This is a genomic window from Bacteroides sp. (genome assembly GCF_028690125.1).
In the GTDB taxonomy this organism is placed as follows: domain Bacteria; phylum Bacteroidota; class Bacteroidia; order Bacteroidales; family Bacteroidaceae; genus Bacteroides.
Genome location: NZ_JAQVBV010000011.1, coordinates 44,866 through 57,245 on the forward strand (window position 1 = coordinate 44,866; position 12,380 = coordinate 57,245).

A 12,380-nucleotide genomic window follows, 5' to 3' on the forward strand; every position below is an offset into this window, starting at 1 on the left:
TATCCGATTTAATTTGCTTATTTTGCATAAAATACTCGGAAAAATGATTTTAAATCTGAAATTTGGCAATTATCGGTCATTTAAGAATGATTGTACATTTACAACAGAGCCTGCCAAGTCTAAGGCTAAGTTGATGAATATGTGTGAGTGCATAACGCAAGGTGAAGGCATGAAACAAGCCTTGAAGATCTCCGTTATTTTTGGAGCCAATGCTTCAGGCAAAACGAATGTCATCAAATTCTTGTATGGGCTTAAACGATGGGTACAGAATCTGGATAATCGCATGGGAGATAATGTCCCCTTGTATGACCCGTTTAAATTTGATGACGGAACAGCTAATGCCCCTATTCATTTTTTTATTGAATTCATAGCGGACAAAGTACGCTATAATTATCAGTTGGAGTTTAATCGAGAAGAGGTTTTGGTAGAAAGCCTTACTTATTATCCCAAAGGAAAAGTTACAGTCTTATTTGATAGAGTGAAAGGTGATGCTACGGAAGACACATTCACTCATTCGGTCAAGATAGGTTCTTCAATTACCGGGATTAAGTCTTTCACCGTTTTTGCCAATCAACTGATTCTATCCAAATTCATAACGGATACTCCCAGCAAGAATATAACAGTAGCGGCCAAATACCTGTCTGACATAGTTGTATCAAACGGATATCATGAAGATAAAAAGCTGGGTATCTACAATGATATGATGGAGTGGATAACCAAACATCCGCAGGATAAGGAGAAACTGTCCGAACTATTGGCTTTCGCCGATACAGGGGTGAAAGATTTCGATGTAGAAAAACGGCATTCGGAGAAAGCCGATTATGAGGTTAAAAGCTTGCACCGACGTTATAACAATGGTGAATTTGTCGGAAAAACAGATTTACCGTTTACCGAGGAATCCTTTGGAACCCGTGCCCTCTTCCTGTTAGGTTGTTATATTTTACAATCCCTTGAAAGTGGTAGTCCTTTGCTGGTCGATGAAATAGATTCGGGGCTACATACCTATATCACCCAACTGATTGTCAAAATATTCCAGAATCAACGGATTAATAATAAAAATGCCCAGTTGATTTTTACCACCCATGACGTGAATCTTTTGGATCAGGATAGTATCCGTCGGGATCAGGTGTGGTTTGTTGAGAAGGATGAGTTTGGCTCCTCTGAATTATTCTCATTATCTGATTTTGAAGATGTGAGAGAGGACACGCCATTTGGGAAATGGTATATGAATAACAAGTTCGGCGCAGTCCCTACCTTGAAGTCGTTAGAAAAACTATTTGTAGCAAATGGCACGTCTAAATGAAGATACCAAGCATAGTCGGTACGTCATCCGTATCATTTGCGAAGGAGAAAAGACAGAGCCTTTGTTTTTCACATCCTTATGTGATCGGCTCATTGACGGCGTTTATCATATAGGAGACTGTGACATTAAAACAATTCCACAACCTGATGTATCCCAAGAGGAACCGATATCCGCCAACCGTGGTGCTTACAAGTCACAAAAGCGTAAGGTAAAAGGGAAAAAGACAAAGCCGCAGGTTGTTATTGAAGGTGTGCCACCGTTGAAGTGGGTGAAATTCGCCCGTAAGAAATTGTCCGAAGGAGTTGATGAAGCATGGGCCGTTTTTGATAAAGATGAGCATCCTGCCCATAAGGAGGCTTTCGAGGAAGCCGAGAAAATCATTGACGGTAAAAAAGTCTATATTGCTTTCTCTAGTCGCAGTTTCGAGTATTACTTGTTATTGCATTTCGAGTATCTGTATTATAACTTTCAAGCCACTGAATGTGGTGAACGGATAGATGGTAAGAAAGTACCTTGCCGTTGTATGACAGAATATGCTTCAGAGAAGGCTTGTCAAGGTGAGCAATGTATCAATGGTTATGCCCGGATGATGAATTATTGGAAAGAGACAAAAACGTCAGAATCAACATTCCCATTGGTTGAGAACCGACTAAGAGCCGGCATTATCAATGCACATAAATTGAGGATTGATAGTGATGCTTTGGATACTTCTCCCATTTATGAAAGAAACCCATATACGAATGTGGACAGATTGATTTGTCGCTTGATAAATACGAAAGTTCTTAATGCTGGTGCAGAATGTTTGTTTACCGATGCAGGCAACCAATTGTATATAAGAGTGTGCAGGAATGCGATTGTTATCTGTAACAAGTCTGATCGGACAGTGATTCTTCCGGATGGGTTCCTTAAGAAATATGATTGGAAAACGAATGAATTCACGAATTTGAGTGGACGATTACTGTTATATCCGCAGGAAGGCTCATTTTGTATTCTCAATTTTAATGATTCGGAGGTCGCATTTATTGAAAGGACTGCAACACGTCCGGAATATCTGTTTTTACCCGATTACAATGCCTATTATTAAGTTTAATATTAATTTACCGCGTAAAATATACAGGAAACTGGCATTAAATTAAATATTCGCTCTTTTTGTTTTTGAAAGAGTATCTAAGATTCGCTTGCTTTAGAATTTGTTTTTAGTTTTATTAATATCGTAAAGGGTACTGTTTCAGGAAAATAGTACTACTTTTGAAACTGACGTTTACTATCTATAATATCCCCTGTATCTTTTCTTCGTGCAAGATTCAGTTGATTGTTGCTATCTACTACTTTGTGATGGCATCAGATGGCTGTTTCTATAAAAAAATAGAAGAAGATGATTAAAGGAAATGTTGTGCGCGGCAAAATATGTCATGCTGCCACTTTGAAAACGAACAAACAGGGGGAAGTTTTCACTAACCTGTCAGTGAAAGTCTGTTTACCCAACGGGGCGGAAAACTTCAGAGAATGCTTGGTATCTATCCGACAGAGAGGCGGAACGCCTCCGGAACTGGCACAGTATGAAATCGGGATTCCGGTGGAAGTGTCCGGTATATTGACTTTTCGTAAGAACAAAGAGGATTTGTTCCTGAACCTTACGACCGATTGCATTATGCTTTCCGATGAAACGAAACCGGATAGTATCACAGGAGAGATCGAATTCTATGGTACCATCGGAAGTGTACCCGAAATCAAGAATGATAAGAATGGAAATAAATATCTGTACTTCTCCGGCTATAGCAGTGAGCAGTTGGGGGAAGAACGTACGTTCACGTGGGTACGGTTTATCCGTTTTTCCGGAGAACAGGAAGACTTTCTGGTGAAGGGAAGCGGTATTCACCTAACGGGTGCATTGGATATCCTGTTCTATCATGACCGGATGAACCTGGGATGTCGGTTCAAACAGGTAGCTCAATGGGGCAAAAGTAAAGTAGAATCCGAATAATCCACACGTCATGGCTACCAATAAACGGAAAAACTACGCCCCCACGGATGGGCGCAGTGCGGAAGATCGGGCACTTGATCGGTTCGCAGAGATGATGATTGAGAAAATAAAGAGTATTCATGCGGATTGGAAAAAGCCCTGGTTCACGGAAGGTGCTCTTCAATGGCCGAGGAACTTGTCGGGCAGAGAGTACAACGGCATGAATGCGTTGATGTTGATGCTACATTGTGAAAAAGAAGGGTATCAGATACCGGTGTTCATGACTTTTGAACGAGTGACCAGCCTTAATAATGCCAAAGGGAAAGATGGGGTACGTAAACCACTAACCGATAAGGAGGGGAACCTGTTGCCACAAGTTTCAGTATTGAAGGGTGCCAAGAGCTTTCCGGTCTTTCTAACTACATTCACGGTCATACATGAGGAAACGAAGCGGAAAATCAGCTATGATGATTACAAGAAACTCTCTCTGGGGGAGCAACAGGAATATAAGGTCTATCCAAAACTGCAAGTCTATAATGTGTTCAATGCCGACCAGACGAATATGCAGGAGGCACGCCCAGAGCTTTACGAGAAGCTCAAGGCGACCAACGTGGCATTACCACCGGAACTTACGGCTACGGGGTACTGCTTCCCGGCAATGGATGAGCTGATTCGGAACAACGAATGGTTGTGTCCCATCCACCTGAAGCATCAAGATAAGGCCTATTATTCGCTGAAGAGTGATGAGATAGTCCTTCCCGAGAAGGAGCAGTTCTATGAAGGAGAATCGTTCTACGGAACGGCTTTCCATGAAATGATACACTCGACGGGGGCAGAAAGCCGGCTAAAGAGATTCGAGCCAGGCAGCTACTTCGGTTCGCCGGGCTACGCACGTGAAGAATTGGTAGCGGAGCTGGGTAGTGCGTTGGTGATGCAGAAGCACGGACTGACAAAAACGGTGAAGGAGGAAAGTTGCGCTTACTTGAAAAATTGGTTGGCGGCATTGGCCGAATCACCGGAGTTCATCAAGAGCATCCTGACTGACGTGAAGCGTTCGACGGCTATGGTGGGAGAAAAGATTGAAACGATCAATATGCGGTTGAAGACTGCTTCTACTGAGAACCAACAAGTTCATCTTTTGCCAATTACTAGCATCCCTTCTGATGTGACGACAGAAATACATCTGACTGATAAGGAAGCTTGTGATGCTGTCCAGAAGATACTTGTTGACTACATGCGTGGTGAACCGGTTCGTATCGAGGTAAACAAGAATGGTGATCACGTGGTTCGCATAGAGGGAAATTGTATTGACGATGCAATGGAGATGTTGACTGTCGGTCTGGATGCGGAAACCTATGATAAGATAACGAAGGCTTCTTGTTATTTGAAAGGGTATCCAGTTGAAAGATATCGGGACGTTTTTGTCGATAAGTTCACGGATGAGTTTGAAAAGAAGAGGAATGACCCCGCATGGTTGAAAAAGCAGGGATTGGAAGGCAAAGTGAACTGGGAAGTGTGTTTGCCGGGTAGTGATGAGTATTATGTGGTAAAGGCTTTCGCACAAGGAAAGTGTATGGTTGGTGCTTTGGATTATAAGTGTAACACCGTTTTGCCTTTTGTTGAGTTGGCAGATGAAAAGCGTTTGGAGGATACCTTAGGCTATTTTGCGGAAATTCGGAGACGTCTTTTGTCTGTAAATGAAAATGTGGACCCATTTGGACGAATTTCTTTTAATGGTTCGCCTGTTGAAGATCCTATATCGAAATCTGTCAGCCGGGACATTCTTATTGATGGTGAAGCGAGGGCTGTATTTGTCTCGAAGCCGGATGATAAGTATGACTTGAACTTCACTTTGGATTTGGGTAACTCTTCCGTGGCGAAAGGATTGGCTGACTATTCTCTTGGAAGCGTTCAGCGTGATAGGGAAAAAGGAACCTCACGGGTTGCAGTCAATAGTCTGAATGAATTGTACTATTGGAAGGATCAAGCATATGCGCCACGTGTGATTGATGAGCAGACGAATATGAATGTGTATGATTATGTGGGTATGCAGCTTCCCAAACGCTATGAGGCGACTGATGACGAAGTGGTGAATGAGCGGGAAGAGGAAGTGGAACACGAGGAACGGATGCATACCGGGATGCGGAGATAGTCTAATGGGAAGCGATATGATTGATTCGATTCATTCTTCTAATAAGTACTGGGAAAATCTCATCCGAGAGATTGAACCTATGTTGCAATCTGGGGAGGGGCTTGTAAAGAAAGCAATGCCTCTTATCCAGAAATATCATATTGAATTGGAGACGCCAAAGGCTTACGAAGAGATGCCTCCGGCTTTTCAAGAAGAGTTGCAGGCTGCTATACTTTCTATTGCGGATGGTATGCCGGAGGTATCACCTTTGGTTAGCTTGACGGGAGAAACAGGGGTGTTTCAGACTGTGTTTGAGAAACTCGATGATCTTCATCAGGGAATGGAACGGTCAGATATTTCGGGGCGGTCGTTTATTCAGCAATTGATGCAGGAAGTGATGACTACGAGTGTCGTCACAAGTGCGATGGAACTCACCGATTGGAATCAGTTTGTTGAAAGGCGTAAGGAAGCCTGCCGGATAATGGATGCGGCAGAACATATCTATAAGAAAGTTGCTTCAGAGATTGGTTCTCAGGAAAAGCTCTGTGTCTATGAGTTCTTTTATAATAAGCTCTCTCAGGAACAGATAGACCTATTACTTCTTGAGGCAAAAGAAAGTTTGTCGTTGTCTGCGGTTTGTCGTGGGTTGACTAAAAAACGAGGGCAAGGGATGACCCGCTCCATCATTGGATTCATTCAGCGTTGGCAGGATACCGGGGTAATGAAACCTATGAAATCCGTTTATCCTTTCTGTCAATGCCTCCAACAGTCCTGGAACAATGAAATAAACCTCGGTTCCAGACAGGGATTAGAGGCAACCTATAAGCAGAGGATGTGAATGAGAAGGGCATCCAATACAAAAAAAATGGTAGGTCGCCCTGTTGTCTATCTGTAAATAAGTATGAATTATGAAAGTTACATCCACTATTTATTCGGTATTTACATCCTTCTTCCAATCCTTGAGTCCTACAACGGGAGAAGTAAAGGCCGTTTCAAGCGTAGACTTGCGGCGATACACGGGGCTTTGGTATGAAATTTAGAGTTACCCGCAATGGTACGAAAAGAGGCTTACCGCTGTTTCGGCACTTTATAGTCTCAAAGATGATTATATGGAAGTAGTCAATTCAAGGTTTAAAAACGGAATATTGCAAGAGACTCACGGCTGTAGGCATATGATAATTTCAATATGCGTTATGAACTTTCGATTTCTTTCACGAATGATTTAGATGGGGAGGAATAACTCTTAACGACTGGTTATCGGTTAGCTCGCAATATCATAATCCGAGTCGGTCGGCGAAAGTTTGCATGATAAACTAAATTATTATAACCAGCAATATCGAAATTGCAACACCTATCACAGCCATCCAGATCCCTCTTTTAAACAATTTTGTGCCAGATTTAAACATACAGAATGATGATTTGCCAGAACAAGCAGAACCACACCAAAAATGGTTGTAAACCATTGAGAAGGTCCCTTTGAGTTGCCTTTGTGCAGGTCGACTAATTTATTAAATGGGGGTATCACCTCCCAAGAGATATATTGAGCCACTCCGGTAGTTTTGGAGTATGTGCCTTCTACGAAATTTATCATAGTGCTGTCCTCTGTTGTTACTTTTAGGTTCTTTAATTTCAAGGCAGATGCCAAGTCTACTGACGAAAGATTTGCAGGTAGCGTTTTTTCGATTGCAACCTTGTGCTTCATCTAATTTTCACCTCGATGGATAAGAATAATACCGCTTAGGGAGTAGACAACAACCAATCCAATGGTGATGAATCCGAGGTCGCGATGTAACGAACGGACGTAATGTTGAAAACTCTTTTTCATTTTTGCATGTTTTTTATTTTTGACTCTTATTGATTGATTTGGTTTAATTCACATATAAAATTCCATCTAATAGAGGGGGTGTCGTGGATATTGCCAAAACAATTTCCCCACTATATCAGCATTTGTGTATGTGAAGTTACCAACAATATTCTATTTCGCAAAATAGTTAATAATTTATTTGGTTAGTTAGGGCTAACTAACTATATTTGCATAAAATTTGAAGCAGTAAAATAATGAAAAGTAAAATAAAAGAGGATATATCTCTGTTTTCCAGACTTATAACTGAAGCTGAAGAAAAAGCCAAAGAGAATAGTGATGCCAAAGACCTGACATCGACACAGATAAATTATCTGGAAACGATACAGGAGCTTGGTAATCCGAATATAACCGAACTGTCGGCCACATTGGGGCTGAAAAAGCCGTCCGTAACGATTGTTGTCGACCGTTTGATAATGAAAGGGTGCATCTATAAGACACATTCGGACGATGACCGCCGCAGTTCGCACCTGCACCTGACTGAAGTGGGCAAACAGATAAATTTGAGGCACGATTTTGCCCACGAATATTTAGCGGAAATGGTAACGAAAAAACTCGACTCACAAGAGCTTAAAACTTTTTCCGAGCTATTAAATAAAATTATTACCGATAAAAAATAAACGTATGAAAACAACATCATCTGACCCGATACACTCAGGGCTGACCTCTGCAGAGGTAAAACAACGCCTCGAAAGAGACGGATACAATGAATTAGAGGGAAGTAAGTCGCGTAATTTCTTTACCATCATTTGGGGAGTTGTCAAAGAACCTATGTTCCTGCTACTCGTCGCCTGCGGCACGCTCTATATGTTTTTGGGCGATATTCAAGAAGGCTTTATGTTGCTCGGATTTGTGTTTGTTGTGATGGGCATAGAGTTTTATCAGGAACGGAAAAGCGAGAAAGCTCTCGATGCACTCAAAGATCTTGCAAGCCCACGGGCAATCGTAATCAGGGATGGTGTAGAAACCCGTATTGCCGGACGTGAAGTGGTGTGTGACGATATTATCGTGCTTCAGGAGGGAGACAGAATACCTGCCGATGCAACGGTGCTTAAAAGTGTAAACCTGCTTATTGATGAATCATTACTCACTGGCGAGTCCGTCCCAGTGCGTAAACACGACTGGGCAGGCGAGGCTCAGGATATGCAACCAGGCGGAGACGACCTGCCGTTTGTCTATTCCGGCTCTATGGTAGTTCAGGGAAACGGTATTGCCAAAGTTACAGGTACGGGCACTCATACGCAAATTGGTAAAATAGGTAAAGCCATCAGTGAAGTCGAAGAGACCCCAACTAAACTGAAAACAGAAATTGGTGTGCTGGTAAAACGCCTCACCATTACCGGAGCTATTCTCTGTCTGCTGGTTGTTACAATTTACACTCTCACACGCGGAGATTTGCTGCAAGGATTTTTGGCGGGTATCACGCTTGCAATGGCAATGCTACCAGAAGAATTTCCCGTTGTGCTTACTATTTTTATGGCAATCGGGGCATGGCGTATTTCTAAAAAGAATGTGCTGACCAGAAAACCCTCGGCTATTGAGACATTGGGTTCGGCAACCGTTCTGTGTACCGACAAAACAGGTACATTGACAGAAAATAAAATGAAAGTTACCAAAATATATAATAAGGAGGACTTTTGGGTAGCTAAAAAATCGAACGACTTTGCCGAGCAGTATCACGATATAATAGAATACGGAATATTATCCAGTCAGATGAACCCATTCGATCCTATGGAAAAGGCGATATGTAAGATAGGAGAAGCGTATCTTCAGGGGACGGAACATATTCACGGAGATTGGGAAATGGTCAAAGAGTATTCCTTGTCGAAAGAGTTGCTTGCTATGTCGAGAGTTTTCCGCAAAACCTCAACCGGAGAGTTGGTTATCGCAACCAAAGGTGCGCCCGAAGCAATTTTTGACCTTTGCCACCTCTCGTCAGACTTGCAGGAAAAATATGCTACTGCCGTACAATCAATGGCATCGGAAGGACTACGGGTGCTGGGCGTTGCCAAATCAATTATTTCAGAAACCGCATTGCCTGAAATACAACACGATTTTGACTTTGAATTTATCGGACTGATAGGGCTTTCAGACCCGATACGCTCGCAAGTCCCTGCCGCTGTCGCCGAATGCCAGCGGGCGGGCATACGGGTGATTATGATAACGGGAGATTACCCTGTTACGGCTCAGAACATCGCCAGCGAGATAGGTTTACAAAATTATGACCAGTGTATCACCGGCACGCAGCTTGCCGCAATGGATGAGACCGAACTGAGTGAACGGATACGGACGGTCAATGTATTTGCCCGTGTGATTCCCGAACAGAAACTAAAAATCGTAAATGCCCTCAAACGTAACAATGAGGTTGTTGCTATGACGGGAGACGGGGTGAATGATGCTCCTGCGCTCAAAGCGGCTAACATTGGGATTGCGATGGGTGAGAAAGGGACTGACGTAGCCCGTGAAGCATCGGAATTAGTATTGATGGACGATAATTTCGGCTCAATTGTCGGAGCTGTCAAGATGGGACGTCGTATTTTTGATAACTTGCAGAAGGCTCTTGGCTATATCTTTGCCATTCACGTCCCCATAGCCGGACTATCTCTCATTCCTGTGTTTTTTGCCGATTTTCCGCTCATACTATTCCCTATTCACGTTGTCTTTATGGAGTTGATTATAGATCCGGCCTGTTCGGTTATCTTTGAAGCGGAAGGGGCTGAAAAGAGTGTGATGTCAAGACCTCCACGCAAAATGAACGAACCGTTTTTCGGAGCTAATAAAATAGCAATCAGTTGTTTTCAGGGCGTATGGGTGCTTATAGCAACGCTTGCTATCTACTTTATCACTCTTGAACTCGGCTATCAGATAGGAGAAGTTCGGGCAATGACTTTCACCACGCTTATCATCGCCAATATTATGAATATCCTTACAAACCGTTCGTGGAACGAATCCATATTCACTATTCTGCGTACACCGAACCCAACGGTGAAATGGGTTGCGGGTGGGGCTTTGCTTTTTATCGGCTTGGTGCTGACTATCCCGTTCTTGCAACAGTTGTTCCAGTTCTCACCTATCAGTATCTGGGAAGTGATTGTTTCGATTGTTATCGGTATGAGTACCATCCTTTGGTTTGAACTGTATAAACATTTCAGATTACGCAAAATATAAACAGGGCATTAATTATAAAGATATTGGCTCAAACAGGTAGGCAGTAGGCTGATGAAACTCGGTGTGGAAAAAGTGATAGAATATTTCTGGCACATACGATTCCGAAAAGAGTAAATATCGGCTCAATGTACTGCCTAGTGGAAATTGAAGAAGTTCTCTCCATGTATGTGATGAAGAGAACTTCTGTGTTGTAAAGGTATAAAGTCTTTTTGCTTACATTCAACTTGATTATCGTTTACTTTTCTTGCTGCTCTGTGGTGCTTTGTTCATTTTGTGCGCCATCGTCATACAACGACGTGCCCATGCCCAATCGTCCTCGTTCTCGTCTCGTCCCCATTTCATTTGACTGCCTCCTCCACCTCCACCGTGACCTTCGGCGAAAGTGGTTGCTTGGTCCACATACCCGGCAAAAAGCAACAAGGCGCATTGCATGATTTCTTCGCCACGCTCTGTCAAGTCCTTGAGCATCGTGTCTTCAAACAAGTCCATCGACTTGAAATCGAGAAGCTGGAATTTATCCTTGAACTCCTGAAGGATGTTCGGCAGTGTGGCCGTGGAAAGACGGTAATGTATCTGCTGTTGAATGGTATCCACTGCCCGGCTTGTCTCCGCGCGCAACTCACTTTCCTTTCCTTTGAGTTCATCAACCTGCTTCTGGAGTACTTGTAACTCTCCGTCAGCAGTCTGCAACTTATGCTGTTTATCGGCCAACTTCTCGCTGACCTTTGCTATCTCTGCATTGAGCTTTTCCAATTCGGCAGACAACAGCGTTGTATCACCATTTCCTTTTTGAATGATCGTTTCCAATTCAGTTTTTTTGTTGAGCAACTGCTCTTTCTCTTGTTCCAAGTTCCGAATCATGGTGCTTAGACCTTTCTGCTTGATTTTTGCTCGATGGATGTCTTGGTTGATTTCCGAAAGCTGGATGCGAAGTTCAGTGATCTTCTTTTCAAGTGCTGTACAGTCCGAACTCAATTCTCGGCGATACTCTTCGGTGGAACGGTGACGTGCTCCTGTTTCGTAAATGTTGCTACCTCGTTCTAATCCCCATTTTTTGTTGTACACTGCCAGACGGTCATGAAGTGCCAGCATCTTGTCCCGACACTCCCATTTGCTGGCTCCACAGAATACTTGTTTGAAGGATAATTTATTCTGCGAAGTGATGGGCAACATACAACAATGGATGTGCGGATTGGTTTCATCCAGGTGGACGTAGAAGCCGACAATATTGTCCTCACCCCATTCTTTGCAGGCGAAGCTGTAAATGTCTTTAGCCCACTCTTCTACATCCTTGCAACGAATAATGTGCGAATTGTCAGCTCCTTTCTTGAGGTCTACCACCTGATTACCGAAGGCAAGTTCGTGCATCCTCTTGTTACTGCCGCCAAATACGAATTTGGCGCAGATACGTATATTCGGTGTTTTCCGATTGATATTCGGGTCGGTGATTCCACATTGTGTCAACCGGTCGGTTATCTTCTCTCCGACGGTACGGGTTTTGTCAATGGGGCGGACAATCCCGCCTTTGCTCACCTCGAAATTGAGATGATCGCGAGTACGGTCGTAATTGCCTTCTTTACCTGCCCTGTCCCAACGCTGGTCTTTCCAGTTTCTTTGGAACTCATTACTTTCTGCGGTGGTGATGCCTGTCGAAGACTGCATATCGGCCACCTGTTTGTTCACTTTACTACTCATGATTTTTTATATTGATTATACAACAAAAATGATTCAGCTTGCTGCCCCTCTTTGCAGCCCCTGCACACCACTTTTTTCAAAAGGGGGTATTAGGCTTCCCCTTTTTGATAAAGGGTCTGGGCAAGCCCAGCAGCGAACACAGGGAAAAGAAAACGCGAGAATTGGGCTGTACGGCAGAAATGGGGTCGCGTGAGGCTTTCTTTGTTGCGTAGAAGAAAATGCGACTACGGGCAAAAGGAAGCTCTTTGGGGCGTATATA

The 12,380-nt window shown here is 43.2% G+C and carries 10 protein-coding genes; 8 read left to right on the top strand and 2 right to left on the bottom strand.

The features are described from left to right. The first annotated feature begins 43 nt into the window (after window positions 1-43). From PHO71_RS09300 to PHO71_RS09325, 6 genes are all read left to right on the top strand, one after another. Complete coding sequence (locus tag PHO71_RS09300) at window positions 44-1,303, top strand: ATP/GTP-binding protein (RefSeq protein WP_300202136.1); 1,260 nt, start codon at window positions 44-46, stop codon at window positions 1,301-1,303. Next, window positions 1,287-2,387: an RloB family protein gene (locus tag PHO71_RS09305; protein WP_300202139.1), complete on the top strand. Its 1,101-nt coding sequence runs from the start codon at window positions 1,287-1,289 to the stop codon at window positions 2,385-2,387. The genes PHO71_RS09300 and PHO71_RS09305 overlap by 17 nt, the downstream gene beginning before the upstream one ends. A 164-nt stretch (window positions 2,388-2,551) precedes the next feature. Beyond that, window positions 2,552-2,686 carry a hypothetical protein gene (locus tag PHO71_RS09310; RefSeq protein ID WP_300202142.1) on the top strand — a complete coding sequence of 45 codons (135 nt, stop codon included), beginning with the start codon at window positions 2,552-2,554 and terminating at the stop codon, window positions 2,684-2,686. Further along, on the top strand, window positions 2,679-3,287 hold the full coding sequence (locus PHO71_RS09315; protein WP_300202145.1) for a hypothetical protein: 609 nt from the start codon (window positions 2,679-2,681) through the stop codon (window positions 3,285-3,287). The genes PHO71_RS09310 and PHO71_RS09315 overlap by 8 nt, the downstream gene beginning before the upstream one ends. 10 nt (window positions 3,288-3,297) lie before the next feature. After that, window positions 3,298-5,418, top strand: coding sequence for a zincin-like metallopeptidase domain-containing protein (locus PHO71_RS09320; RefSeq protein WP_300202148.1), 2,121 nt, complete (start codon window positions 3,298-3,300; stop codon window positions 5,416-5,418). A gap of 16 nt (window positions 5,419-5,434) precedes the next feature. Beyond that, entirely contained in the window at window positions 5,435-6,235 is an 801-nt protein-coding gene (locus tag PHO71_RS09325; protein ID WP_300202150.1) for a hypothetical protein, read from the top strand. 516 nt (window positions 6,236-6,751) lie between these two features. On the opposite strand, the gene PHO71_RS09330 is transcribed toward PHO71_RS09325, so the two are convergent. Then, entirely contained in the window at window positions 6,752-7,099 is a 348-nt protein-coding gene (locus tag PHO71_RS09330; RefSeq protein WP_300202153.1) for a hypothetical protein, read from the bottom strand. Between the two features lie 356 nt (window positions 7,100-7,455). Here PHO71_RS09330 and PHO71_RS09335 point away from each other — a divergent pair, with 356 nt between their 5' ends. Continuing rightward, on the top strand, window positions 7,456-7,878 hold the full coding sequence (locus PHO71_RS09335) for a MarR family transcriptional regulator (RefSeq protein WP_300202156.1): 423 nt from the start codon (window positions 7,456-7,458) through the stop codon (window positions 7,876-7,878). Between the two features lie 4 nt (window positions 7,879-7,882). Beyond that, window positions 7,883-10,426: a cation-translocating P-type ATPase gene (locus PHO71_RS09340; RefSeq protein WP_300202159.1), complete on the top strand. Its 2,544-nt coding sequence runs from the start codon at window positions 7,883-7,885 to the stop codon at window positions 10,424-10,426. Between the two features lie 228 nt (window positions 10,427-10,654). Here PHO71_RS09340 and mobV read toward each other — a convergent pair whose 3' ends face one another. Continuing rightward, window positions 10,655-12,121, bottom strand: coding sequence for a MobV family relaxase (gene mobV / locus PHO71_RS09345; protein WP_300202161.1), 1,467 nt, complete (start codon window positions 12,119-12,121; stop codon window positions 10,655-10,657). Window positions 12,122-12,380: the final 259 nt, after the last annotated feature.

Excerpts from the sequence above, each read along its gene's own strand:
- PHO71_RS09300 (WP_300202136.1), top strand. The coding sequence starts at position 44 with ATGATTTTAAATCTGAAATTTGGCAATTATCGGTCATTTAAGAATGAT.
- PHO71_RS09305 (WP_300202139.1), top strand. The coding sequence starts at position 1,287 with ATGGCACGTCTAAATGAAGATACCAAGCATAGTCGGTACGTCATCCGT.
- PHO71_RS09315 (WP_300202145.1), top strand. The coding sequence starts at position 2,679 with ATGATTAAAGGAAATGTTGTGCGCGGCAAAATATGTCATGCTGCCACT.
- PHO71_RS09320 (WP_300202148.1), top strand. The coding sequence starts at position 3,298 with ATGGCTACCAATAAACGGAAAAACTACGCCCCCACGGATGGGCGCAGT.
- PHO71_RS09325 (WP_300202150.1), top strand. The coding sequence starts at position 5,435 with ATGATTGATTCGATTCATTCTTCTAATAAGTACTGGGAAAATCTCATC.
- PHO71_RS09330 (WP_300202153.1), bottom strand. The coding sequence starts at position 7,099 with ATGAAGCACAAGGTTGCAATCGAAAAAACGCTACCTGCAAATCTTTCG.
- PHO71_RS09335 (WP_300202156.1), top strand. The coding sequence starts at position 7,456 with ATGAAAAGTAAAATAAAAGAGGATATATCTCTGTTTTCCAGACTTATA.
- PHO71_RS09340 (WP_300202159.1), top strand. The coding sequence starts at position 7,883 with ATGAAAACAACATCATCTGACCCGATACACTCAGGGCTGACCTCTGCA.
- mobV (WP_300202161.1), bottom strand. The coding sequence starts at position 12,121 with ATGAGTAGTAAAGTGAACAAACAGGTGGCCGATATGCAGTCTTCGACA.